This window comes from Sphingomonas spermidinifaciens, assembly GCF_002351485.1.
Taxonomy (GTDB): domain Bacteria; phylum Pseudomonadota; class Alphaproteobacteria; order Sphingomonadales; family Sphingomonadaceae; genus Sphingomonas; species Sphingomonas spermidinifaciens.
On record NZ_NWMW01000001.1, the window covers coordinates 42654 to 65663 of the forward strand.

At 68.4% G+C, this 23010-nt stretch carries 24 protein-coding genes and 1 tRNA gene; 6 read left to right on the forward strand and 19 right to left on the reverse strand.

Features of this window, described 5'->3' with window-relative positions; genetic code table 11:
* Positions 1–4: 4 nt before the first annotated feature.
* The 10 genes from COC42_RS00220 to COC42_RS00265 all read right to left on the reverse strand — a co-directional run bounded on the left by COC42_RS00220 (position 5) and on the right by COC42_RS00265 (position 9047).
* Complete coding sequence (locus tag COC42_RS00220; RefSeq protein ID WP_096341312.1) at positions 5–1597, reverse strand: phytoene desaturase family protein; 1593 nt, start codon at positions 1595–1597, stop codon at positions 5–7.
* 36 nt (positions 1598–1633) lie between these two features.
* Positions 1634–1861, reverse strand: coding sequence for a hypothetical protein (locus tag COC42_RS00225; protein WP_096341313.1), 228 nt, complete (start codon positions 1859–1861; stop codon positions 1634–1636).
* Between the two features lie 143 nt (positions 1862–2004).
* Positions 2005–2078 (reverse strand) — tRNA-Cys (locus COC42_RS00230).
* Between the two features lie 45 nt (positions 2079–2123).
* A complete protein-coding gene (locus COC42_RS00235) occupies positions 2124–3299 on the reverse strand; it encodes a vWA domain-containing protein (protein ID WP_096341314.1) in 1176 nt (391 codons plus the stop codon).
* Positions 3300–3319: 20 nt separating this feature from the next.
* A complete protein-coding gene (locus COC42_RS00240; RefSeq protein ID WP_096341315.1) occupies positions 3320–4654 on the reverse strand; it encodes a glycosyltransferase family 39 protein in 1335 nt (444 codons plus the stop codon).
* Positions 4655–4747: 93 nt separating this feature from the next.
* Positions 4748–5305, reverse strand: a complete 558-nt coding sequence (locus COC42_RS00245; RefSeq protein WP_096341316.1) for a CHAP domain-containing protein — start codon at positions 5303–5305, stop codon at positions 4748–4750.
* Positions 5306–5407: 102 nt separating this feature from the next.
* Entirely contained in the window at positions 5408–6403 is a 996-nt protein-coding gene (locus tag COC42_RS00250) for a hypothetical protein (RefSeq protein WP_141395748.1), read from the reverse strand.
* 71 nt (positions 6404–6474) lie between these two features.
* Positions 6475–7317: an AAA family ATPase gene (locus tag COC42_RS00255; protein ID WP_096341318.1), complete on the reverse strand. Its 843-nt coding sequence runs from the start codon at positions 7315–7317 to the stop codon at positions 6475–6477.
* A 69-nt stretch (positions 7318–7386) separates the two neighbouring features.
* Positions 7387–8052, reverse strand: a complete 666-nt coding sequence (locus tag COC42_RS00260) for a DUF6975 family protein (RefSeq protein WP_096341319.1) — start codon at positions 8050–8052, stop codon at positions 7387–7389.
* 107 nt (positions 8053–8159) lie between these two features.
* Positions 8160–9047 carry a PAS domain-containing protein gene (locus tag COC42_RS00265; protein WP_096341320.1) on the reverse strand — a complete coding sequence of 296 codons (888 nt, stop codon included), beginning with the start codon at positions 9045–9047 and terminating at the stop codon, positions 8160–8162.
* 172 nt (positions 9048–9219) lie between these two features.
* On the opposite strand from COC42_RS00265, the gene COC42_RS00270 reads away from it, so the two are divergent.
* Positions 9220–10872 (forward strand): inorganic phosphate transporter, encoded by a 1653-nt coding sequence (locus COC42_RS00270; protein ID WP_096341321.1) that lies wholly within the window; start codon positions 9220–9222, stop codon positions 10870–10872.
* Here the strand turns inward: COC42_RS00270 and COC42_RS17320 are convergent.
* The 3 genes from COC42_RS17320 to COC42_RS00280 form a co-directional block, all read right to left on the reverse strand.
* Positions 10827–11051, reverse strand: a complete 225-nt coding sequence (locus COC42_RS17320) for a hypothetical protein (RefSeq protein WP_141395749.1) — start codon at positions 11049–11051, stop codon at positions 10827–10829. The two genes, COC42_RS00270 and COC42_RS17320, sit on opposite strands and share 46 nt — an antisense overlap.
* Positions 11052–11118: 67 nt before the next feature.
* Positions 11119–11655, reverse strand: coding sequence for a 16S rRNA (guanine(966)-N(2))-methyltransferase RsmD (rsmD, locus tag COC42_RS00275; protein ID WP_096341322.1), 537 nt, complete (start codon positions 11653–11655; stop codon positions 11119–11121).
* Positions 11655–13004, reverse strand: coding sequence for a pseudouridine synthase (locus COC42_RS00280; protein WP_281253060.1), 1350 nt, complete (start codon positions 13002–13004; stop codon positions 11655–11657). The genes rsmD and COC42_RS00280 overlap by 1 nt, the downstream gene beginning before the upstream one ends.
* A gap of 130 nt (positions 13005–13134) precedes the next feature.
* Between COC42_RS00280 and COC42_RS00285 the strand changes: the two genes are divergently transcribed.
* Complete coding sequence (locus COC42_RS00285; protein WP_096341324.1) at positions 13135–13563, forward strand: response regulator; 429 nt, start codon at positions 13135–13137, stop codon at positions 13561–13563.
* Between the two features lie 36 nt (positions 13564–13599).
* On the opposite strand, the gene argJ is transcribed toward COC42_RS00285, so the two are convergent.
* Positions 13600–14823 carry a bifunctional glutamate N-acetyltransferase/amino-acid acetyltransferase ArgJ gene (gene argJ / locus COC42_RS00290; RefSeq protein WP_096341325.1) on the reverse strand — a complete coding sequence of 408 codons (1224 nt, stop codon included), beginning with the start codon at positions 14821–14823 and terminating at the stop codon, positions 13600–13602.
* A 146-nt stretch (positions 14824–14969) separates the two neighbouring features.
* On the opposite strand from argJ, the gene pdhA reads away from it, so the two are divergent.
* Entirely contained in the window at positions 14970–16019 is a 1050-nt protein-coding gene (pdhA, locus tag COC42_RS00295) for a pyruvate dehydrogenase (acetyl-transferring) E1 component subunit alpha (RefSeq protein WP_096341326.1), read from the forward strand.
* A 1-nt stretch (position 16020) separates the two neighbouring features.
* Positions 16021–17454: a pyruvate dehydrogenase complex E1 component subunit beta gene (locus COC42_RS00300; protein ID WP_096341327.1), complete on the forward strand. Its 1434-nt coding sequence runs from the start codon at positions 16021–16023 to the stop codon at positions 17452–17454.
* Positions 17455–17595: 141 nt separating this feature from the next.
* Here the strand turns inward: COC42_RS00300 and COC42_RS00305 are convergent, their stop codons facing one another.
* The 4 genes from COC42_RS00305 to COC42_RS00320 form a co-directional block, all read right to left on the reverse strand.
* A complete protein-coding gene (locus COC42_RS00305; protein ID WP_342747270.1) occupies positions 17596–17883 on the reverse strand; it encodes an acylphosphatase in 288 nt (95 codons plus the stop codon).
* Between the two features lie 109 nt (positions 17884–17992).
* Positions 17993–18226: a hypothetical protein gene (locus COC42_RS00310; RefSeq protein WP_096341329.1), complete on the reverse strand. Its 234-nt coding sequence runs from the start codon at positions 18224–18226 to the stop codon at positions 17993–17995.
* A gap of 52 nt (positions 18227–18278) precedes the next feature.
* On the reverse strand, positions 18279–18764 hold the full coding sequence (gene greB, locus COC42_RS00315; RefSeq protein ID WP_096341330.1) for a transcription elongation factor GreB: 486 nt from the start codon (positions 18762–18764) through the stop codon (positions 18279–18281).
* A gap of 2 nt (positions 18765–18766) precedes the next feature.
* Positions 18767–20821 (reverse strand): lytic transglycosylase domain-containing protein, encoded by a 2055-nt coding sequence (locus COC42_RS00320; RefSeq protein WP_245843743.1) that lies wholly within the window; start codon positions 20819–20821, stop codon positions 18767–18769.
* 71 nt (positions 20822–20892) lie between these two features.
* Between COC42_RS00320 and dapA the strand changes: the two genes are divergently transcribed.
* On the forward strand, positions 20893–21774 hold the full coding sequence (gene dapA, locus COC42_RS00325) for a 4-hydroxy-tetrahydrodipicolinate synthase (protein WP_096342976.1): 882 nt from the start codon (positions 20893–20895) through the stop codon (positions 21772–21774).
* A gap of 28 nt (positions 21775–21802) precedes the next feature.
* Here dapA and COC42_RS00330 read toward each other — a convergent pair whose 3' ends face one another.
* The gene (locus COC42_RS00330; RefSeq protein ID WP_096342977.1) at positions 21803–22345 is read right to left on the reverse strand and encodes a fasciclin domain-containing protein; all 543 of its coding nucleotides are present in this window, start codon (positions 22343–22345) and stop codon (positions 21803–21805) included.
* A gap of 182 nt (positions 22346–22527) precedes the next feature.
* Here COC42_RS00330 and smpB point away from each other — a divergent pair, with 182 nt between their 5' ends.
* On the forward strand, positions 22528–23010 hold the full coding sequence (smpB, locus tag COC42_RS00335; RefSeq protein ID WP_096341331.1) for an SsrA-binding protein SmpB: 483 nt from the start codon (positions 22528–22530) through the stop codon (positions 23008–23010).

A 23010-nucleotide genomic window follows, 5' to 3' on the forward strand; every position in this document is an offset into this window, starting at 1 on the left:
TCGCTTAGCGGAGGCCGAGCCGCCCCGCCAAGCCCCGGTCGGCGAGGATCGCCTTCGCCGCATTATGCCCCGGCGCGCTGGTCACGCCGCCCCCCGGATGCGCGCCCGCCCCGCAAAGATAGAGGCCCGCGATCGGCATCCGGTAACGCCCATGCCCCAACACCGGCCGCGCAGCCCATAACTGGTCGAGCGACATGCGCCCGTGGAAGATGTCGCCGCCTGTCAGCCCGAACTTGCGCTCGAGATCGAGCGGTGAGTGGATCTGCCGCGCAAGGATACTGGCGCGAAAACCGGGGGCATAGCGCTCGATCGTATCGACGATGGTGTCTGCCGCGGCCTCACGCGCGTCGTCCCAGCTTCGGTCGTTGGGCAGCACCGGGTTGAACTGCTGGCAGAACAGGCTCGCCACATGCTGCCCCGGCGGCGCGAGCGTTTCGTCGAGCGTTGAAGGGATCAGCATTTCGACGATCGGCTCGCGCGACCAGCCCAGCGCCTTTGAATCGGCGAAGGCGCGATCCATATAATCGAGGCTGGGGGCCATGATGATGCCCGCCGACAGATGCGCGCCGGCTTCGGGCTTGGCGGTGAAGCGCGGCAGCTCGCTGAGCGCCAGGTTCATGCGGAAGCTGCCCGAGCCGACCGCGTAGCTTGCGATGCGCGCGCGGAAATCGGAATCGAGATCGCCGGGATCGACCAGCCGCTCGAACAGCGGCTTCGGTCCCAGATTGGCGACGATGCGCGGCGCGGCGACCTCGCGACCATCGGCGAGGCGAAGGCCTGCCGCGCGGCCATTCTCGGTCAGCACGCGGGCGACCGGCGCCCCGACTTCGATCTCGACGCCCGCATTGCGGCACGCCGATGCCATCGCCTGCGTGATCGCGCCCATGCCGCCGATCGCATGGCCCCAGGCGCCGCGATTGCCGTTCACCTCGCCGAAGACGTGGTGGAGGAGGACATAGGCGCTGCCCGGCGTGTCCGGACCGGCATGATTGCCGACGACCGCGTCGAAGCCGAACACCGCCTGCACCGGATCGCTCTCGAACCAGCCCGACAGGAACTCGCGCGCGCTTCTGGTAAACAGTGCGAGGGCGTCGCGCTGCGTCGCGGCGTCCATCCGCCGCGCGCGCATCGCCAGCGACAGCGCCTCGCCGATCGAGCTGCCGCCCGTTGGGGGACGGAGGGCCAGGTCGCGGAGAAGGTCCGCCACGCGCTCCACCGCGGCGTAATAGTCGGGCAGCCGCTTGGCATCGTGGACCGAGAATGTTGCGAGCTCGGCCTGTGTCGCGGCTAACCCGCCGCCCAGGCTGAGGCTTCGCCCGTCGGGTAGCGGGAGGAAGTTGGACAGTGGCCGCTCGACGATGCGAAGCCCGCGCTCATGGAGCCGCATATCGGCGATCACGCGCGGTTGCAGCAGGCTGACGGTGTAGCTGGCGGTCGAGTTGCGAAAGCCGGGGTGGAAGCTTTCGGTGACGGCCGCGCCGCCGACCACGTCCCGCGCCTCGAACATCTTCACGCGAAGCCCGGCGCGCGCGAGGTAGAAGGCGCAGGCGAGCCCGTTATGCCCCGCGCCGATGACGAGCGCGTCGTACCGATCCATGCCGCCGGTGGTGCCCCGCCGGCGGCGAAGCGTCAATCAGGCGGCCAGCGGCACGAACGGAACGCGAGTGCGGAACAGGCCGGTGCCCGACATCTGGCCCGTGCGGATCGGCAGCGCCGTCGCGCAATAGGCGCATTCGGCGGTCAGACGCCCAACCAGCCAGTGCGAGCGGCCGCAGCCGGGGCAATGGTTCGCCTCATTGAGGTGATAGGCGATGCGATAGCCCGCATCCGCGGGGCTGACAGGTAGGTTACCGAGCTGCATTTCCCGACTTCCCGTGGTTGGTCTTCAGACCGTAACACGGATGAATCGTGCTTTGTTCCCGCCGAGCCGCGTCCTGCTTGAAAAGCAATCGGCGTGGCCCGTGCGCAACATATCGCAGATCAGGAACGCTTCACCGCCGATAATGGAGGCCCGAGCCGGAATCGAACCGGCGTGCAAGGATTTGCAGTCCTCTGCGTAACCACTCCGCCATCGGGCCTCGGCGTGGTGAGGCCCGGGCTATTGGAGGGCCGCGGGCCGGCTGTCAACGCTTGGCAGCGAGGCTCCGCATCGCCGCGTCCAGCCCGGCGATCGTCAGCGGGTACATGCGGTCCTCCATGGCGCGGCGGACGAGGGCGATCGACGCGGTGTGACCCCAATAGGCCTCGGGTACCGGATTGAACCAGGCCGCCGCGCTCCAGGTGTCGGTCATCCGCTTCAGCCAGACGAGCCCGGCTTCCTCGTTGAAATGCTCGACCGAACCGCCCGGCTGGGACAGCTCATAGGGGCTCATCGAAGCGTCGCCGACGAAGATCAGGCGATAGTCGGGGCCGAAGCGGTGCAGGATCTCGCGCATCGGCGTCCGCTCGGCGTAGCGGCGGCGGTTGTCCTTCCACACGCCCTCATAGACGCAATTGTGAAAGTAGAAGAACTCGAGGTGCCGGAACTCGGCGGTGGCGGCCGAGAACAGCTCCTCGACCAGCCGGACGAAGGGGTCCATCGACCCACCGACGTCGAGGAAGAGCAGGAGCTTGACCGCATTGTGCCGCTCGGGCCGCATGCGAACGTCAAGCCAGCCCTGCCGCGCGGTGCCGGCGATCGTCGCGTCGAGGTCGAGCTCGTCGGCGGCGCCCTCGCGTGCGAAGCGGCGGAGGCGCCGGAGCGCCACCTTGATGTTGCGGGTGCCGAGCTCGCGCGTGTTGTCGAGATTGGCGAACTCGCGCTGCTCCCAAACCTTGATCGCACGCTTGTGCCGGCTCTCGCCGCCTATCCTCACGCCCTCGGGATTGTAGCCTGAGTTGCCGTAGGGGCTGGTGCCGCTGGTGCCGATCCACTTGTTGCCGCCCTGATGTCGGCCTTCCTGCTCCTCCAGCCGCTGCTTGAGCGTCGCCATGATCTCGTCCCAGGAGCCCAGCGACTCGATCTTCGCCATCTCCTCCGGGGTCAGATATTTCTCGGCGACGGCGCGCAGCCATTCCTCTGGAATTGTCGCTTGGTCGTCGACGGGGGCAGTGAGGCCACGAAAGACGTGCGCGAAAACGCGGTCGAACCGGTCGATCAGCGCCTCATCCTTCACGAAGATCGCGCGGGCGAGATAGTAGAATTGCTCGGGGCTGCGGTCGATCACTTCGGCCTCGAGTGCCTCGAGCAGCAGCAGTTGCTCCTTGAGGCTGGCGGGCACCCCCGCGGCGCGCAGCGCCTCGACGAAACCGATGAACATGGGGCCGGTGTGGCGGCGCTTCAGCGCGCGCGCAAGTAGAGCTGCCAGTGATTGCCCGACAGGCCGGTGGTCCGCGCCCCTGCGAATGGCGCATAGACGATGCCGCAGCGCGCAGGGCTGTCGGGAAAGGGCGCGTCGCCGTCGCGCGCCACGAACAGAAAATCGGCGGCGGGGCAGGGGGCCTCGACCAAGCGGATCGGGTAGCGAGCCTGCGCTGCCGCTACTTCGATCACGGCGGCGTCGCGGCTCGCCTCGACGGCATAGGTCGCGCCCTGCGGCCGTGCGTTCGCCATCGCGGTCACCGCTTCACGCGGATCGGCCCGCAGATTGCGTACGAGGTCGAGGTCGCCGATGACGCTGCCGCCGAGGATGACGATCGACAGTGGCAGCGCGACGGTTCGCGGCGCCTCGGCGATCGCAAGCAGCAGCACCGCGGCGGCGATGAGGTAGTAGCGCGGGAGGCCGCTATTGCCGATGCCCAGCGCCGCGACGGCGACCGGGAAAGCCAGCACCGCCAGCGCGGTCAGCGCGGCACGGTGATCCTCGGCCCGCGCGACGACCAGCGCGAAGCTGCCGGCCGCGGTCAGCGCCAGGAGCCAGCCCTTGGGCGGCCACCCGATCGCCAGCGTGTAGCGCGCGAGCTCGCCGAGCCCATCGGCCCAGGCGGCGATCGTGAAGGGTTGATAGCTGCCGATCGTCATGCCGCCCGCGAGTACCGCAGTCGCGGAGAGGCTGGCGGCGATCAGGCCGGGGCCCAGCAGGCGCGCGGTCGTCCGTAGCGGTTGCCGCGATCGGCCCGCCCACAGCACCCAGCCGATGAGCGCGGGCAGCGCGAAGAGCATCGTCAGCTGGGCCAGCGTGCCGAGCGCCAATGCGATGGCAATCCCGACAACCGGAGGCGGCTTGTCCGGCGCGTCGAGGCTCTGCCCGATCATCAGGATCGCGGCAAGCAGCGCGAGCAGCATCGGGGCATAGCCGCGCGCTTCCGACCCATAGGTAACGAGCGCGGGCGACAGCGCGAACAGCCACGCCGCCAACGCGGCCGCGAGTGGTCCCTTGCGCCCGGCGATCAGCGCTGCGAGCGGCACCGCGGCGGTACCGCTCAGGATCGAGAGACCTCGCATGGCGATCGGCGACGCCGGCCAGCCGACGAGCTGCAGCCACCAGGTGTTGAGGACGTGGTTGTTGTCATGGCCGATCCTCAGCGCGCTGATGGCGGTGGCCGCGTCACGCGCGAACACCGCCGACCACGCCTCGTCGAGCCACAGCCCGCCGCGCGCTGCCGCCATACGCACCGCCAACGCGCCAGCCGTCGCCGCGACGATCGCGATCAGGGTCGAGCGGGGAAACGGCATCTTCGCCGCTGTACCCCGGCGCGGTTAAATGCGCGTTAGCTTTTCGCGGATCGAAGAGCGATCCGGGTCCCGCTTCTGTCTCTCTTCCAAACCTCAGCGCGCGTAGGCGTCGATCAGGGAGCCGACGTAATCGGGCGAGGCCCCGGTCAGTTCGGGAAGCGCACGCGCCGCCGGCGCCTCGCCGCCTGCGGGGTAGATGAAGCCGTAGGTGGGATAGGTGCTGCCGCCCAGCCCCTTGTTGTCGCGGTACCAGACGCGCACCCGGCTCCAGTCGCCGCGGTCAGAAACGTCGAACAGCGTCACGTCCTGCTCGGCGCGCCCGCGCTCGCCGGCGAAGCGCGACCAGTTGGCATGGGTCAGCATGACCACGCGGTCCTCGACGATGCGGCTGACGACGGCGACGTGGCCGAGGCGAAGCTGGCTGCTCTGCGCGAAGACGAGCACCGCGCCCACGCGCGGGCGGCGGCCGCGCTGGTACTTGCCCTTGGCCTGATCCCACCAGGTCCAGGCGTCGCCCCAGATCTGGATGCCCGATACCGCGCGGGCAAAGGGCACGCATTGGCCATTATACTGCTCGATGATGTTTGCCTTCGCCTGCACCGCGGCAAACATCGCCGCCAGCACGCAGACCAAGAACGCGAGAATACGCATCGCTCACCGCCCCCCGATGTCCTGGACGGCATGCAGTTTATGCAAGCGACCTCGCCATTCGGTTTCGCGCTCTGGTTAACAACGGTAACTTCTGAGACCCGCCTACCGCTTCTTGTCGTCCATGCTGATCGAAGCGATCGGCTTGCGCTGGCCCGACAGCACGGGGCCGAGGGCGCCGCTGATTGCAGCCTCGGGTGCGGGCGGGCGGTCATAGGCTTCGATCAGCGCGGTCTGATCATGGGTCTGGAGAAACAGGCCGCTGAGTTTGGGCTTGGTGTCGATCAGGGTCGGGCGCGTCGCCGCGGCGATACCCGAGTCGCCGATCAGCATCACCCAGTTGGCCCCGTCGCGCTCGCGAAAGACGGTGGCGATGGGCGCTAGCCGGTCGTCGCGCACGCGGCACCAGCCGCTATCGTCCTTTGCCGGCCCACTCGCGCCGCGCGCCGCCATCTGCGCCAGCGCGCCACCCTCGACCAGCGTGCGCATCTGCTCGGCCGTGTCGGTCACCGGCGTGCTGATCGTCGCGGGCGGCGCGGCGCCTTCGCACTCCGCGATGTGCGCCAGCGGGTTGTCGTCGGCCTTACCCAGTCGCATCGCCGCGACGAAGCGATCGAGTCGCCCATCCAGCGCCTGCGCGTCGAGCGACCGGGAGCTCAGACGCACCTTGATCAGCCACTCGCCATGATTGACGATCAGCAGTGCGGTCGATCGAAAGCCCTTGGTCCTGCCGTCGAGCGTATAGACCTGGCGCAGGCCGTTGGGCGCAGCGGCACCGAACAGGGTCACTTCCCACGGTGGCGGCAGGTCGCCGGACAGGCCGACATTCCCTCGCATCGCCGCCTCGGTCCGGTGGAACCAAAGCCCCGCATCGGGATAGGCCGAGCGATAGACGTAGAGTGTCGCCGCGTCCTCGTCGGTGCCGTACTGGACCCAGATGTTCGCTTGCTTGCCGTCGCTCGCGTCGCGCGTCTCGCCCTTCCGAAAATCGTCGCCGATTGCGTCGGGCACACGAAGTCCCGTCGGCTTGTGGACCCAGTCCGCTTTCGCCGTCGCCGGCACCGCGACCAAGGCCGCCGCGATCATTCCTATGCGAATCATCTGCATCCCCCCAAACGCGGCGACAGCGTGATGCGCGAAAGTGCGGCGCGCGAGCGCTTTTTTTCAGTCGTCTAGCCGCCGCGCCGCGTCATGAAGGCCAGTCGCTCGAACAGCATCACATCGGCCTCGTTCTTGATGAGCGCGCCGGCGAGCGGGGGAATGGCGCTCCGGCTGTCGCGCGACTGCAGCACCTCGAGCGGCATGTCCTCCGCCAGCAGAAGCTTCAGCCAGTCGATGAGTTCGCTGGTCGACGGCTTCTTCTTGAGACCCGGCACCTCGCGGAGTTCGTAGAAGATGTCGAGCGCACGGCTGACAAGGATCTTCTGAATGCCGGGAAAATGAACGTCGAGGATCGCCTGCATCGTCTCGCGGTCGGGAAAGCGAATATAGTGGAAGAAGCAGCGCCGCAGAAAGGCGTCGGGCAGCTCCTTCTCGTTGTTCGAGGTGATTACGACGATCGGCCGCTCGGCCGCGGTCACGCGCTCGCCCGTCTCGTAGACGTCGAAGCTCATGCGATCGAGTTCCTGGAGCAGGTCGTTGGGGAACTCGATATCGGCCTTGTCGATCTCGTCGATCAGCAGGACGGGCAGAGCGGGGCTGGTAAAGGCGTCCCACAATTTGCCGCGGCGGATGTAATTGCCGATGTCGTGGACGCGCGGGTCGCCGAGCTGGCCGTCGCGCAGGCGTGCCACCGCGTCGTATTCGTACAGGCCCTGCTGCGCCTTCGTCGTCGACTTGATGTGCCATTCGATGAGCGGCGCGCCGACCGCGCGGGCGATCTCGTGCGCCAGCACCGTCTTGCCGGTGCCCGGCTCGCCCTTGACCAAGAGCGGGCGACGCAGCTTCACCGCGGCGTTGACCGCGACCTTCAGGTCGTCGGTGGCGACGTAATCGCTGGTACCCTCGAAACGCATGGCGGTCCTTTCATCGTCAAAGGACCGGTTATGGCGGCGCGCGGCGGGCGGCAAGCGCCCGCGTGGCCGTCAGCCGGCGTTGCGCGCGCTGGCCCGCGCCTCGAGCAAGTCCCACAAGCCGCGCTGCTGGGCGAGGAGCTGCTGCGCGCCGAACAGCGCGGCGCGCTCGCCCGCGGGGCCGCTGGCGACGCTGTCGAGAGCGGTGACGGTCGCGACCGGGTCGGGCAGACTGGCGGGCGAAGGGTCGAGCCCCAGCCGCCCGGCCGCGCCGTCGAGGACGTCGCGGATCACGGCCCAATCGAACACCAGCGCCGCCGCGGCGCCGATTGCGCAGCCCACCCGGTCCGACCGCACCAACGTGTCGAGCGCATGCCGCTGGCCCGAAACCGCGGCCTCGCTTTCGGCCTGACCCGGCGTGCTGGGGAGCGGCCCGGCGGCGGAAACCAACGCGGCGATCCGCTCGCGCTCGGCGACGAAGGCGGCTGCTGCATCCTCCAGCCAGGGCACGACCGCCTCGGGCTGGCCGTGCGCCAGTGCTTGATCGTGCACACCGGGATAGCGGCCGTGCAGGATGCAGATGATGTGTACCGCATCGGCGACGTCGCGCATCGGCGCCGCCGGCGACAGCAGCGTGCGGGCATGCGGATGTGCCGCCGTCCCGTCCGCGGCGACCAGTGCAGCGATGACCCCCGCGATGCCGCGCGACCCATCCGCCCGAATCGTCTCCGCCGACATTTTCGCCCCTTTTCGACTGCTTGGTCACGTCCGCCACATGGCGGTGCGCTGGCGTACCCCGAGGACCTATACCGAGAGGCGTAAAGACCTGGTTGATCCGACGTTCATCAATTGTGGAGATCGTGGACGACCCGGATCGCGATGGTGACGTGCTCGACGCCCACCCGCGTGCGCTCGGCGGCGAGGGAGAGGTCTGCGGCGACCGCCCCGCCGTCCCGTCGTTGCAGGCGTGCGGCGGCATGGCGGGGGGCACCGTCACCGATCACCGCCTCGATTGCCTCCGCAACGGCGTGGCGGTCGGCGGCGTCGAGCAGCGTGACGAAGCGGACCGCCATCAGCGTCGTCCGTTCGATCCCGACCAACGGGGTCATCGACGCGCTGACCGCATCGACATAGCCGCGCAAATTGACGCGCACCCATGCCGTCCCCGCCAGCGCGTCGAACGCCGCCTCCAGCGCCGAAAGACGATGCGCGCTCGCCTGGCCCTCGTCATCGGCGCTGACGTCGTCGACGATCATCAGCGCATCCTCACCATGCGGCACGATGACGATGCGGTAGCGCCGTTCGCGCAGCGCGATTTCGGCCTGTTCGGACGTGCCGACGCGCCGCGCCCGATCGGCGAGGTCGAGGAGAAAGCGGCCCACCGCCTCGCCGAAAAGGCGCGCGATCGGCTGTCCGGCGCCGCCCGCACCGAACGCGACCCGCGCGGCGCGGTTGACCTCGCGCACCCGCCCGCCCGGATCGACGACGATCACGCTCTCGCGCATGGCATCCATCAGCAGCGTCGCCATCGTCGCGTCGGGCGCGGTCTCGTGCGGGAGGCATAAGCGGCGCATCAGGTCGAGCGACGTCAGAACCAGGCTGGGCCGCCCGCGCCGCAGCACGAACACCGGCTGCTGAAGCGCGCGCTCCTGCCACAGGCCGAACTGCCGCACGAGTTCGGAGGCAGTGACGCAGGCGTCGGGGCCAACGGCCAGTTGATCGACATCGCTCATGGCCTGGAAAATGCAGCATCCTGCCGCGACGAGGAACGGGGCACCTCCGTTCCGGAGCGGTCTGGCGCCATTGGCGGCGCATTCGATCCGGGTTGGATCCGATCGGCCGCCGAGCCGATCGATCGACGCCCTGTCATAAATCGGTCATCATCGTGCGACAGGGGCGAGAGCCATGGCCACCGCCGCTCTAGAGCCCGCCGATCCGCTCAGTCCTATCGGCGGAGGCCCCGATCTCGATCGCCGCCACCATCCCGTCGCCCGCATGCTGTTCATGGGGCTACTCATCGGCGGGTTCGTCTTTGCCTGTGCCAGTGTCCTGATCGACACGCAGCAGGTCGGCGAGCAGCTGGCGCTCGGCGTGTTCGCCTTCCTTGCGCTCGCATTGGTCATCGCGCTCGGCTTCGAGTTCGTGAACGGCTTTCACGACACCGCCAATGCGGTCGCGACGGTGATCTATACCAACTCGATGCCCGCTCATTTCGCGGTGGTCTGGTCGGGCTTCTTCAACTTCCTGGGCGTGATGCTGTCGTCGGGCGCGGTCGCCTATGCGATCATCACGCTGCTGCCTGTCGAGCTGATCCTCAACGTGGGGTCTAGCGCGGGCTATGCGATGATCTTCGCGCTGCTGCTCGCAGCGGTGCTGTGGAACCTCGCCACCTGGTATGTTGGGCTGCCCAATTCGTCGAGCCATACGCTGATCGGGTCGGTGCTGGGCGTGGGCGTCGCCAACCAGCTGATGGCCGCCGGGTCGAAGGTGGGGACGGCGGGCGTCGACTGGAGCCAGGCACAGAAGGTGCTGACCGGCCTTGCCATCGCCCCGGCGATCGGCTTCGTCGCGGCGTTCGTCCTGCTATTTGCGATGCGCCGCGTGCTGCGCAACAAGGCGCTCTACGAGGCGCCCAAACGCGACGCCGCGCCGCCGCGCGGGATCCGTGCGCTGCTGATCTTCACCTGCACCGCGGTTTCGTTCAGTCACGGGTCGAACGACGGGCAGAAGGGTATGGGCCTCATCATGCTCATCCTGATCGGCTGCGCCCCCACCGCCTATGCGCTCAACCGGACGATGCCCGAAAGCGCGACCCCGGCCTTCGTCCAGTCGGCCGATCGCGCCGCCGCGGTGTTCGCAGCGAAGGGTGGCCCGGCGCCGTTGCCGGTCGAAAATGCGCGGACGATCCTGACCGGTGCGCTGCAGGCGCGGCGCGTCGACACGCCCGACGCCTACGCCTCGATCGCCACGCTGTCGCGTGATGTCGCCGGTCGCGTCGGCAGCTACGGCGCGCTGGCAAAGGTCCCTGCAGCGGCAACGCCCAATCTGCGCGCCGACATGTACCTCGTCCTTGATTCGACCAAGCTTGCGCTGAAGGACAAGGCCGTCGAGCGTCGCTTCTCCGCGGCGGAGATCGGTGCGCTCGACAGTTATGCCAAGCAGCTAGAGCAGGGCACGCGCTTCATTCCGCTCTGGGTCAAGATCGCCGTCGCGCTGGCGCTCGGCCTCGGTACGATGGTCGGCTGGCGTCGGATCGTCGTCACCGTGGGCGAAAAGATCGGCAAGCAGCATCTGACCTATGGCATGGGCGCCTCGGCCGAACTGGTCGCCGCCTGCACCATCCTCGCCGCCGACCGTTTCGGCCTGCCCGTATCGACGACGCACATCCTGTCGTCGGGCGTTGCCGGCGCCGCGGTCGCCAACGGGCAGGGGCTTCAGGCGCGGACGATCCGCAACATGGCGCTCGCCTGGTGCCTGACGCTTCCGGTTGCGATGGCGCTGTCGGGCGGGCTCTACTGGCTCTTGCTGACAATCGTGCGCGCGACGGGCAACGCCTGATCCACCACCGTCAGCGGAGGCGCGGCATCGCTGCGCACGTCGCGGACGATCAAGGCGATCTCGCGCTCGATGGTGTCGAGATTGTGTGCCGAGGGTTCGGCCCAGGCGGTCAGCAGGCCGGCAAACATAGCGGCGGCGACGGCCAAAGCCAGACGACCGGTGCGGCGATTGTCGCGCATCTCTCTCTCCCTTCGCTGTCGGAGCGTCGGGCTAGTTTGCGGTTCGTGAGCCTTAGCTGAACGGCCCTTAGCCTTCGCGGAGCAGCGTCAGCCGCGCCTTGCCATGCACGCGGGAGGTATCGATCGCGAAGCCCTTCACCTCGGGCGTTTCGTCCTTCGCCGTCTCTATGCTCACCCAGGTGGCCGGCCCGACCCAGCCGAGGCGGCCCAGCCGGTCGAGCGCGACCGAACCGGCGCCGGTGCCGTATGGCGGGTCCATCAGAATGAGGTCGAGCGGCTGCGCGACCGGCCCGAGCGCCAGCACCGACTGCGCGCGGATGTCGAGCTTTCGTCCGAGCTTCGCGCCGTTCGCCTTCAGCGCGTCGAGCGCGGCGCGATCCTGCTCGACGAAAACGCAGGTGGCGGCGCCTCGCGACAGCGCCTCCAGACCCAGCGCGCCCGAACCGGCGAACAGGTCGGCGACCGCGAGCCCCTCGAAGCTGCCGACGCGACTGAGCAGCATCGAGAACAGCGCCTCGCGCACGCGGTCAGCGGTCGGGCGGGTGGCATCGCCCTTGGGCGCGATCAGCGGACGGCCGCGGTCGGTGCCGGCGATGATGCGCATCAGCGCGGCCCCTTGCGCGGGCCGCCGGGGCGACTGCCCGGCCGGCGCGGCGATCCGTCCCCGCGCGGCGGGCGGCCCCCGGCGGGCCGTTCGCCGCGTGGGGGGCGTGCAGCTTCGTCACGGGGTGAACGCGAGGAACCGGTGCGCGGCTTGGCCGGGCGCTCGGTGCGCGCGGCGCGGTCGCCTTCGGCGCGCGGGCTTAGCGTCCCGGCCCCGCGATCCGTCGCCGTGCCGCGCGCCGTTCGTTCGCCGGGATGGCGCGGCCGCTCTACGCGTGGCTTTTCAGCGCCGAACTTGCTGTCGCTGGTGCGCCGGGGCTTGCCGCGCTGGTTGCGGACCGGCGTGGCCGCATCCGGGGACACGTCGTCGCGGCTCGGCCGACCGCGCTGCGCGTCGCGCCCGGGCAGGCGACGGCGGTCGGTCTCCAGCCTCTCCGGTTGTTCGCGCTTGCGGACGGCCGCGGGGCGCGCGGCCCCAGGGGCGCGTCGCGGCCCCCGCTCGGCAGGCGCGGCACTCGGACGGCGCGGCGTGCGCTCGACGGGCGCCTCCTCGTCGCGCTCGGCCTTGACCGGGCGCGCGCTTGTGACGAGGGGCGTGTCGCTGCGCTTGTCAGCGGGCAGCTTCAATTCGCGGCGGAACTGGATGAGGTCGTGCTGGCGCACCTCGTCCACTGCGCCCACCGGCATGTCGGCCAGCGGAACCGGGCCGTAGCTCGTGCGGATGAGGCGGCTGACGCGCAGCCCCAGATGCTCGAGCACGCGGCGCACCTCGCGGTTCTTGCCCTCCGTGAGCGTCATCTCGACCCAGACGTTCGCGCCGGTACGCCGCTCCAGATTTGCGTCGATCGAGCCGTAGCGCACGCCCTCGATCTCGATCCCCTCGATCAGATCCTCGAGCTGCGCCTGGCTGATCTCGCCAAAGGCGCGCGCGCGGTAGGTGCGCTTGACCTTTGTCGCGGGCAGCTCGAGCGCGCGCTTCAGTTCGCCGTCGGTGGTGAGGAGCAACAGCCCCTCGGTATTGAGGTCGAGGCGGCCGACGGGGACGACGCGCGGCATGTCCCTCGGCAGCACGTCATAGATCGTCCGCCGCCCGCTGAAATCGCGCTCCGCGGTCAGCACTCCCGCGGGCTTGTGAAAACGGAACAGGCGCGCAGGGGCGGGGGCCGCCACCGGCTGTCCATCGACGGTGACGCCGCGCAGATTGGAAAGGATCGTCGCGGGCGTCTCGACGGGCAAGCCGTCGATGGCGATGCGGCGATCCTCGATCATCCGCTCGATCTCTCGCCGTGACGCGATTCCGGCACGGGCGAGCAATTTGGCGATGCGATGCTGTTCTGGGGGCTTGGACACGGTGGCGGCTGATAGTGCAAGCAGGCGCCGGCGGCAAAAAAATCTCGCGCCGGGATCGTCCGCCGCGAGTAGGATGTTCTGCACGCCATGGCCCTCGGGGCCGAGTCGCGTAAGGGAAATTACATCGGCCATGATGTTCGGACGCAAGAAGCGGCGGATCACCCGCATCCTCATCGTCGAGGACGAGCCGCTGGTGGCGTTCGACACCGAGTATTTTCTGAGCGAGTCGGGGTTCGAGGTCGTCGCCACGCTCGACCGCGTGGCTGATGCCGTCGCGATCCTCACGACTACCGAGATCGACCTGGTGCTGGTCGATGTGGAGCTGGCCGACGGCAGCGGCGTATCGGTCGCCGAGCAGGCTGGCGCCAGCGGCGCGCTCGTCCTGTTCGTGACGGGCAATTGTCCGGGCGAGGCGCGATCGCTCGCCGCCGGTTGTCTCGCCAAACCCTATCCGCAGCGAGACCTGCTCACCGCGATCGATGCGATCGAGAAGACGCTGGCCGGCAAGCCCCCCAAGCGCCTGCCGCAGAGCTTCAGCCTGTTTGCGCAGGCCGCGTAGCCCGATCGTGCCCCCGCCTGCACGGGAGCTTGGCAGCTAGCTCCGGTAGTCGGCGTTGATCGCGATATAGCCGTGCGTCAGGTCGCAGGTCCACACCGTCGCGCGGCCGTCGCCCAGCTTCAGGTCCACCGCGATCTCGATCTCGTCGCCCATCAGGTGCGCGGCGACGGGCGCCTCGTCATAGCCCTCTACCACCAGCCCGTCGCGCGCGACCTCGATTCCGCCGAACGCGATCGACAATTTGTCGCGCTCGGCCGGCTCGCCCGCCTTGCCGACGGCCATGACGACGCGGCCCCAATTGGCGTCCTCGCCGGCGATCGCGGTCTTGACGAGCGGCGAGTTGGCGATGCTCATCGCGATGCGGTGCGCGCTCCGGTTGCTCTCGGCGCCGTCCACGTCGATGCGGATGAACTTCGACGCGCCCTCGCCATCGCGCACCACCAGATGCGCCAGCTGGCGGCAGACATCGGCGAGCGCGGCGCGGAACGCATCGGCGCCCGTGTCCTCGGCGTGACCGAGCGGCCGGTTGCCCGCGGCACCCGTCGCGAAGACGAGTACCGTGTCGCTGGTCGAGGTGTCGCCATCGACGGTGATGCACGAGAAGGTCGTATCGTTCGCATCCTCCAGCGCCTTTTGGAGGAAGCCCGGCTCCACCGCGGCATCGGTGAAGACGAAGCCAAGCATCGTCGCCATGTCGGGCGCAATCATGCCCGATCCCTTGACGATCCCGCTGATCATCACCGTCCGCCCATCGACGACCGCGGTCGCCGACGCGCCCTTGGCGAAGGTGTCGGTCGTGGCGATCGCGTTCGCGGCGTCCTCCCAGCCCGCGATTGGCGCGGCGATGGCAGCGTCGAGGCCGGCCTCGGCCTTGTCGATCGGCAGCGGCACGCCGATCACGCCGGTCGAGGCGACGAACACGTCCGACGGCTGGCAGGCGAGTGCACCCGCCACGCGCGCGGCAATCGCCTCGACCGCGGCGCGGCCGCGATTGCCGGTGAACGCGTTGGCATTGCCCGCATTGACGACGAGCGCGCGCGCGCGGCCGAGCACCAGTGCGCGGCGGCACCATTCGACCTCGGGCGAGGGGCAGCGACTCTTCGTCGTCACGCTGGCCACCGCCGTCCCTTCGTCCAGAATCGCGAGCGTCAGGTCGGCGCGCTCCCATGTCTTGTACCCTGCGCGCGCGACGCGAAGTTCGACGCCGGAAATCGCGGGCAACTCGGGAAAGGCGGCGGGGGCGAGGGGGGAGCGGTTCATGTCCGGCGCCCTACGAAGCGTTGCTGGCACGCGCAAGCAGACGTATTCCCGGACCCCGGCGAACGGCAAGACGTTGCACGGTGCGAAGGTTCGCGCTTATAGGCCGCGAAGCTGAGGCTCCCCCTAAGGAACGAGGTTTCATCATCGTGGCCAAGTCACCGGCGCGCACCGCCCAGAGCGACCCCCAGATCCCCAATCGTGAGCGGCCCGCCGAGCCCCAGCGTTACGAAGCTTCCAAGGAGGAGCTGCTCGACTTCTACAAGCAGATGCTGCTGATCCGCCGCTTCGAGGAGAAGGCGGGACAGCTCTATGGTCTCGGACTGATCGGCGGCTTCTGCCACCTCTATATCGGCCAGGAAGCGGTTGCGGTCGGGCTGCAGTCGGCTCTCGAGGTCGGCAAGGACTCGGTCATCACCGGCTACCGCGACCATGGCCACATGCTGGCCTACGGCATCGATCCCAAGGTCATCATGGCCGAGCTGACCGGCCGCGCTGCCGGCATCAGCAAGGGCAAGGGCGGGTCGATGCACATGTTCTCGACCGAGCACCGCTTCTATGGCGGCCACGGCATCGTCGGCGCGCAGGTGTCGCTGGGTGCGGGCCTTGCCTTCAAGCACAAATATGCCGGCGACGGCGGCGTCTGCATGGCGTATTTCGGCGACGGCGCGGCGAACCAGGGCCAGGTCTACGAAGCCTTCAACATGGCTGAGCTCTGGAAGCTGCCGATCATTTTCGTGATCGAGAACAACCAGTATGCGATGGGCACGTCGGTCAACCGCGCCTCGTCCGAGGATCAGCTCTACAAGCGCGGCGAAAGCTTCCGCATCCCGGGCATTCAGGTCGATGGCATGGACGTGCTCGCCTGCCGCGGCGCGGCCGAGGAGGCGCTCGCCTGGGTGCGCGCGGGCAAGGGGCCCATCATCCTCGAGATGAAGACCTATCGCTATCGCGGCCACTCGATGTCCGACCCCGCCAAGTATCGCAGCCGCGACGAGGTGCAGTCGGTCCGCGACAAGTCCGACCCGATCGAGGCGGTGAAGCGCGAGCTCGAGAAGCTGGGCGTGACTGAGGCCGACCTCAAGCCGCTCGAGCAGGAAATCCGCAAGGTGGTTGGCGAGGCCGCCGACTTTGCCGAGAACGCGCCCGAGCCCGAGGCGCCCGAACTGTACACCGAAGTGCTGGTGGAGACGTACTGAGATGGCGATCGAACTGAAGATGCCGGCACTGTCGCCCACGATGGAAGAGGGCACGCTGGCCAAGTGGCTGGTGAAGGAAGGCGACACCGTGAAATCCGGCGACATTCTCGCCGAGATCGAGACCGACAAGGCGACGATGGAGTTCGAGGCCGTCGACGAGGGCACGATCGCGCAGATCGCCGTCGCCGAGGGCACGGACAATGTGAAGGTCGGCACCGTCATCGCAATCCTTGCCGAAGAAGGCGAAGATGCCTCTGCCGCCTCGGCGCCGGCCGCGACGAAGGACGACACGCCGGAGCCCGCCGCCAAGGCCGACGAGGCGAAGCCCGCCGACAAGGTCGAGGACTCCGCGCACCCCGCGCAGGAGAAGGTCGAGACCGGCGCGCGCCAGCTGTTCGACGCCGCGTCGAACGAGGGTGAGGCGCTGCCTGAGGTTCCCGAAGGAACCGAGATGGTCAAGCAGACCGTCCGCGAGGCACTGCGCGACGCGATGGCCGAGGAGATGCGCGCCGACGATCGCGTGTTCGTGATGGGCGAGGAAGTCGCCGAATATCAGGGCGCGTACAAGGTCACGCAGGGCCTGCTGGAGGAGTTCGGCGACAAGCGCGTCATCGACACGCCGATCACCGAATACGGCTTTGCCGGCGTCGGCACCGGCGCCGCGATGGGCGGCCTTCGCCCGATCGTCGAGTTCATGACGTTCAACTTCGCCATGCAGGCGATCGACCACATCATCAATTCCGCCGCCAAGACCAACTACATGTCGGGCGGCCAGATGCGCTGCCCGATCGTGTTCCGCGGTCCCAATGGCGCGGCGAGCCGCGTCGCTGCGCAGCACAGCCAGAATTATGGCCCGTGGTACGCCAGCGTTCCGGGTCTGATCGTCATCGCACCCTATGACGCCGCCGACGCCAAGGGTCTGCTCAAGGCCGCGATCCGGAGCGAGGACCCCGTCGTCTTCCTCGAAAACGAGTTGATGTACGGCCGCAGCTTCGAGGTGCCGAAGCTCGACGATTTCGTCCTGCCGATCGGCAAGGCGCGGATCATGCGCCCGGGCAAGGACGTGACGCTGGTCAGCTATTCGATCGGTGTCGGCGTCGCGCTCGAAGCCGCCGAGAAGCTGGCGGCCGAGGGGATCGAGGCGGAGGTGATCGACCTGCGCACGCTGCGCCCGCTCGACACCGCGACGGTGCTCAAGAGCCTGAAGAAGACCAACCGGATGGTGGTGGTCGAGGAAGGCTGGCCCACCTGTTCGATCGCGAGCGAGATCGTCGCGGTAGCGATGGAGCAGGGTTTTGACGACCTCGACGCGCCGGTGCTGCGCGTCACTAACGAGGACGTGCCGCTACCCTATGCCGCGAACCTCGAGAAGCTGGCGCTTGTCGATGCGGCGAAGGTGATCGAGGCGGTGAAGAAGGTGACGTACAAGGGTTGAGCGGCGTGGGGCTTGGTCCAGCCGACCCACCTCTCACGTCGTCCCGGGCTTAACGCGGGATCCCGCTTCTTCTTCTCTCTTGCCGAGTTGAAGAAAGTAGCGGGATCCCGGATCAAGTCCGGGGTGACGAAAGATCTCAGCTCAAGCCGTGAATCGCTTGGTGAAACCCTTGGCGCTCCGCTCCTCGGTATCCGGCCGCGCGTCGATCGCATCGACCCGCGCGAGCGGCGGGCCCGAGCGGCACGCCTCGACAAACCGCTCCAGCGCCTCTTCTTCGCCCGATGCGAGCATTTCGACTCGCCCCTCTCGGGTGTTGCGGACCCAGCCGGTCACGCCCAGCGCCTTCGCCTGGCGCACCGCATAGTCGCGGTAACCCACCCCCTGTACCCGTCCCGACACGATCAACCGCTGCGTCGTCATTACCGTCATCTTCGTTCCTACGCCCGTACCTTGGGCCACTGACCCTAGCAGGGCGCCGCCGACACGCAGCAGGCGCGGCGTTCGATCCGTCGCAGCCGCAGCGGGCTTGGTCGCAGGATCAGGCGTCGCCGGTGCGCGGCACCTCGACGCGCTCGCCATGGCGGGTCGCGTGGCGCTTTTGCACCGCCTCACGCCCGTCGGGATCGTCGATCGCGTTGAGCTCGGCACGGGTGGCGATATCACGGGCGAGGTTGCCGCCCGCCCGCCCGGCGCCGCCGGGTGCATCCTCAGCCGCGTCGATAATCGCGCGGTCGTCATGGTCGCGCGCGCTGGTCGTGCGTGGATGTTCCATTGATCTCTCCTTCGTAAGGAGAATCAAGCGCTTGGATCGAGCGGGCGTTCCGTCAGCCCGCCGGATAAGCAATTGCGAGCACCTCATACTCGCGCGGCCCCGCGGGAAGGTCGACGGTACGCAGGTCGCCGACCGCCGCGCCCTTGAGTGCGCGCGCCAGCGGGGCGTGCCAGCCGATCCGACCCGACGTTGCATCCGTCTCGTCATCGCCAACGATCGTCACCGTCCGCTGGTTGTCGTCCACGTCGGCGATCGTCACCGTCGCGCCGAAGAACACTCGGCCGCGATCCTCGGCACGCGCGGGATCGACGACCTTCGCCGCCTTCATCCGCCTCGCGAGGAAGCCCAGCCGCCGGTCGATCTCGCGCATCCGCTTGCGACCGTAAAGATAGTCGCCATTCTCCGACCGGTCGCCATTGCCCGCCGCCCAGGATACCACCTCGACGATCGCGGGCCGCTCGGTGCCGAGGAGATGGTCGTACTCGGCCTTCAGCGCTGCATAGCCGGCCGGCGTGATGTAGTTCGGACGTTGCTCCACGATCAGCCCGGCCGCGACTTGCCGAGATAGAAGGACAGGTTTGCCGGCCCGCGCGACCGCGCGCGGTCGGGATAGAGGAGGTCGTAGACCACGGCGTTCTCGAGCACGCGCTGCACGTAGTTGCGCGTCTCGAAGATCGGAATGTCCTCGACCCATTCGACGATATCAACGCCGCGCCGCGGATCGCCGTTCGCGGCGAGCCACTTGTTCACATTGCCCGGGCCGGCATTGTACGCGGCGACGGCGAGCGGATAGCTGCCGCCGTAATAGTTGAGCATCCGCTGGAAATAGGCGGATCCCAGCTGGACGTTGTATCCTGGATCTCCCGTCAGTCCGGCGAGGTTGTAGCCGAGGCCGAGCTTGCCCGATTGCTCGCGCGCCGTCCCCGGCATCAGCTGCATCAGCCCGCGCGCACCCGCGCGGCTCACGGCATTGCGATCGAACTGGCTTTCCTGCCGCGTGATCGCATGGACCATCGTGAAGTTGGCCGAGGCCGCCCCCGTCGCGGGTAACGTCGGATAGCCAGAGCCGATCAGCGCCGCATGGCCGTTGAGCGAGGCGCTGCGCCCGATCATGACACGCAGGTCGGGGCGATTGATTTGCCCGGCCAGCTCGGCCGCGAAAGCGTGGTCGGGCGCGCTCTTGGCGTCGCTCGCGATCTGGCGGACGAATAGCGACTGGTCGGCGGTGCGGCCGAGCTGGCCGAGCAGTCGCGCCGCGCGCACCACCTCGCGCTGGAAGAAGGCGTTGCGCAGGGCCGGATCGTTGCTGGTGGGGGCCCCTTGTCCCACGCGCGGGATCGGGCGGCCCATCCGCTCGATCGCGAGTTGGCCATAGTAAAGGTCGGGCCACGCCGCGGCGCGTGCATAATAGCCCTGCGCGGCGGCGGTATCGCCCGCCGCCTCCGACGCACGACCCGCCCAATAAAAGCCCTTGGATTGCGTCTGCGGCGTCCTCGACCCGCCAGCGTAGCGCGCGTACATCGCCGCGGCATCGCCGGCGCGGCCGAGGCTCCGCCGCGCGGTCTGTCCCGCCAGCCAGGCAAGAGAAGTATAGTCGTCGCGCTCGCCATAAGGCCGCGTCGAGACGTCGGTCCCCGTGGGATAGGCATCGTCGATCTGTCGCGCGATGTCATAGGCGAGCTGATGTTGCCGATCCGCCGCCGCGCCGCGCGCATTGGCGAGCAGCACCTCATACCACGCCTCGACATCGCTCGGTGGGGTCAGCGTGCGGCGCGGCTGGGCGAGATAGGCTCGCGCCGCCGGACTCGATCCGCTGTTGCGCAGCCACTGCGCGCGGTCGGCGATATAGCCGGCATCGTCGCGATCGGCGGGCTGCACCGCCGCGTCGTAGGTGGCCGCGTCGGCGGCGCGGGTGCGAAAGGCGAGGCGCGCGGCGAACAGCGCGCGCCGCCCCGCCGAAACCAGCGCCAGCTGACGCTGCGCCGCGCTCGTCGCGCCCGCCCAGAGCAGCGCGTCCATCCGCGCGTCATGATCCGCGGGGCCGATCGCACCGGGAAAGCCGCTGATGAGCCGCGCCTCGTCGGCAGGGCGAAGCGCGCCACCGCGCCAGGCGAGCCGCGCCTGCTCCTGCGCTTCGCCCCGCCGCCCGCTTGCCGAAAGTGCTTCGGCATAACGCGCGCGTCCGGCGTTCGACAGGGGCGGGAAGCGTTCGAAAAAACGGACGACCAGCGCGGGCGCCGTCGCCCCGCTGTCGAGCACAGCTTCCGCGGCGGTGCGACGCCCCGCTTCGCCGGGCCAACCCGGATGGGCCAGCAGGAAGTTGGCATAATCGGAAAACGGCCAGTTGTCCGACTGCTGCAGCCGCTTCCACGTATCGATCGTCGCGATCAGCGGGTCGTAGGCCGCCTGCGGCATGGGCTGCACCGTCTGCGGCGGTATCTGTGCAGGCACCACCTGGTCGAGCCCGCGCGGCGGCCAGCTCTGGCGCTGCGGCGACGATGATGGGGGCAGGGGCTGCACCATCGTCTGCGCGGTGAGGGCGGCACCCGATACGCCGGCGCCGATCAGGATGACTTTGGAAAACAGACCCGTCATGCTGGACAGGATATGCAGGCCCGCCCTATCTGTCGCCCCCGAAAATCCTCTTGACGGGCAGTTTCCTCAACATGTTCTCGGGTTCGATTCCGGCGCTGGCCACGCCTTTCCGCGACGGCCGCTTCGACGAAGGTCAATTTCGCGCGCTGATCGAATGGCAGATCGAGGAGGGCTCCGCCGCGCTCGTGCCCTGCGGCACCACGGGCGAGGCGGCAACGATGTCGATCGCCGAGCACAATCACGTGCTCGCCGTTTGCATCGAGCAGGCCGCAGGACGCGTGCCGGTGATCGCCGGCTGCGGATCGAACGATACCTCTGTCGCGCTCGAGCACATGCACGCCGCTCGCGAGGCGGGCGCTGCGGCGGCGCTGCTGGTACCGCCTTATTACAACCGCCCGAATCAGGACGGGGTCTACGCCCATTTCGCCAAGCTCGCGAGCGAGGGCGGCCTGCCGATCGTCCTCTACAATGTTCCCGCGCGCACGGTGACCGATATCGCCGTCGATACGATGGGGCGGCTCGTCGCCGACTTTCCGGGCAAGTTCGTGGGCGTAAAGGATGCGACCGGCGTGCTTGCGCGGGTCTCGATGCAGCGCGCGGCGTGCGGAGAAGAGTTCTGCCAGCTGTCGGGCAACGACGACACCGCGCTTGGCTTCATGGCGATGGGTGGCAGCGGCTGCGTGTCGGTCACGGCGAACGTCGCGCCGCGGCTCTGCGCCGAGTTTCAGGCGGCGTGCGCGGGCGGCAACTATGAAGCGGCGCTCGTGCTTCAGGACCGGCTCTTCCCGCTCCACCTAGCGTTGTTCAGCGATGCATCGCCCGGCCCGGTCAAATATGCTCTGTCGAAGGTGCGACCGGGTTTCGCGCCTGAGCTTCGCCTACCGATGACCGAGCCGTCGGCGGCGTCGAAAGCGGCGGTTGATGCCGCGCTCGCCCATGCCGGCCTGATCTGAAGCGACCCGGCCGGCATGAGGCCGGCGCTTACGGCATCAGCACCGTGTCGATGACGTGGATGACGCCGTTCTTCTGGCGTACGTCGGCGATGGTGATGTTCGCGGTGTTCCCCTTGGCGTCGGTGACGGTATAGCCGCTCCCTGCCTTGGCGAAGGTCAGCGTGCCGCCCTGCACCGTGGGATAGGTGGCGGTGCCGCCCGCGGCGACCTTCCCGGCAATGTCGCTCGCCATGATTCGGCCAGGGACGACGTGATAGGTGAGGATGCCGGTCAGCGTCGCCTTGTTCTCGGGCTTCACCAGCGTATCGACAGTGCCCGCGGGCAGCTTGGCGAAGGCGGCGTCGGTGGGGGCAAAGACGGTGAAAGGGCCGGAACCCTTCAGCGTGTCGACCAGCCCCGCGGCCTTCACCGCGGCAACGAGGGTGGTGTGATCCTTAGAGTTGACGGCGTTATCGACGATGTCCTTGTTGGCGTACATCGCGGCACCGCCGACCATGGGGTTCTTCTGCGCCAGCGCCGGCGCCCCGACGAGCGCGACCGACAGCAGCAGGGCCGAAAAGCGAGCGTTCATCATCCAGTCTCCTGATCGCGGCCCGTCTGGGAAAGCGTGGGCCGACAGGCGAAGGTACGTGGTGCAGCCAGCCCCGGACGACGACACGGACCAAAGATGAGGGTGCCCGATGGCCGTATCCTCGCTCCGCCCAGCCAGGGCGCTTCCCTTTCGCCGCGACCGCGCCTATCTCCCGCCCTCCCATGCCCCGTCCGCGCCCCGCCACGTTCGACAAGAAGAAGATCGTCGCCGAGAATCGGCGCGCTCGCTTCGAGTATTTCATCGAGGATGTGTACGAGGCGGGGCTCGCGCTCACCGGGACCGAGGTAAAGTCGCTGCGCTTCGGCGAGGGATCGATCGCCGAAAGCTATGCCGAGGTACGCGACGAGCAGGTGTGGCTGGTCAACGCCAACATTCCCGAGTTCAGCCACGGCAACCGCCACAATCACGTGCCCAAGCGGCCGCGTAAACTGCTCCTTCACGCGCGCGAGATAGGCAAGCTCCACGGTGCCGTCGCGCGCGAGGGCATGACCCTTGTCCCGCTCAGCATCTATTTCAACGGACGCGGGCGGGCAAAGGTCGAGCTGGCGCTGGCCAAGGGCAAGAAGGCGCATGACAAGCGCGAGACGATCAAGGAGCGCGACTGGAAGCGCGAACAGCAGCGCCTGTTGCGCGACCGCGGCTGA

Bases quoted from the DNA above. Each gene is read 5' to 3' on its own strand.
- COC42_RS00220 (WP_096341312.1), bottom strand. From the start codon at position 1,597: ATGGATCGGTACGACGCGCTCGTCATCGGCGCGGGGCATAACGGGCTC.
- COC42_RS00225 (WP_096341313.1), bottom strand. From the start codon at position 1,861: ATGCAGCTCGGTAACCTACCTGTCAGCCCCGCGGATGCGGGCTATCGC.
- COC42_RS00235 (WP_096341314.1), bottom strand. From the start codon at position 3,299: ATGTTCATCGGTTTCGTCGAGGCGCTGCGCGCCGCGGGGGTGCCCGCC.
- COC42_RS00240 (WP_096341315.1), bottom strand. From the start codon at position 4,654: ATGCCGTTTCCCCGCTCGACCCTGATCGCGATCGTCGCGGCGACGGCT.
- COC42_RS00245 (WP_096341316.1), bottom strand. From the start codon at position 5,305: ATGCGTATTCTCGCGTTCTTGGTCTGCGTGCTGGCGGCGATGTTTGCC.
- COC42_RS00250 (WP_141395748.1), bottom strand. From the start codon at position 6,403: ATGATTCGCATAGGAATGATCGCGGCGGCCTTGGTCGCGGTGCCGGCG.
- COC42_RS00255 (WP_096341318.1), bottom strand. From the start codon at position 7,317: ATGCGTTTCGAGGGTACCAGCGATTACGTCGCCACCGACGACCTGAAG.
- COC42_RS00260 (WP_096341319.1), bottom strand. From the start codon at position 8,052: ATGTCGGCGGAGACGATTCGGGCGGATGGGTCGCGCGGCATCGCGGGG.
- COC42_RS00265 (WP_096341320.1), bottom strand. From the start codon at position 9,047: ATGAGCGATGTCGATCAACTGGCCGTTGGCCCCGACGCCTGCGTCACT.
- COC42_RS00270 (WP_096341321.1), top strand. From the start codon at position 9,220: ATGGCCACCGCCGCTCTAGAGCCCGCCGATCCGCTCAGTCCTATCGGC.
- COC42_RS17320 (WP_141395749.1), bottom strand. From the start codon at position 11,051: ATGCGCGACAATCGCCGCACCGGTCGTCTGGCTTTGGCCGTCGCCGCC.
- rsmD (WP_096341322.1), bottom strand. From the start codon at position 11,655: ATGCGCATCATCGCCGGCACCGACCGCGGCCGTCCGCTGATCGCGCCC.
- COC42_RS00285 (WP_096341324.1), top strand. From the start codon at position 13,135: ATGATGTTCGGACGCAAGAAGCGGCGGATCACCCGCATCCTCATCGTC.
- argJ (WP_096341325.1), bottom strand. From the start codon at position 14,823: ATGAACCGCTCCCCCCTCGCCCCCGCCGCCTTTCCCGAGTTGCCCGCG.
- COC42_RS00300 (WP_096341327.1), top strand. From the start codon at position 16,021: ATGGCGATCGAACTGAAGATGCCGGCACTGTCGCCCACGATGGAAGAG.
- COC42_RS00305 (WP_342747270.1), bottom strand. From the start codon at position 17,883: ATGACGGTAATGACGACGCAGCGGTTGATCGTGTCGGGACGGGTACAG.
- COC42_RS00310 (WP_096341329.1), bottom strand. From the start codon at position 18,226: ATGGAACATCCACGCACGACCAGCGCGCGCGACCATGACGACCGCGCG.
- COC42_RS00320 (WP_245843743.1), bottom strand. From the start codon at position 20,821: ATGACGGGTCTGTTTTCCAAAGTCATCCTGATCGGCGCCGGCGTATCG.
- dapA (WP_096342976.1), top strand. From the start codon at position 20,893: ATGTTCTCGGGTTCGATTCCGGCGCTGGCCACGCCTTTCCGCGACGGC.
- COC42_RS00330 (WP_096342977.1), bottom strand. From the start codon at position 22,345: ATGAACGCTCGCTTTTCGGCCCTGCTGCTGTCGGTCGCGCTCGTCGGG.
- smpB (WP_096341331.1), top strand. From the start codon at position 22,528: ATGCCCCGTCCGCGCCCCGCCACGTTCGACAAGAAGAAGATCGTCGCC.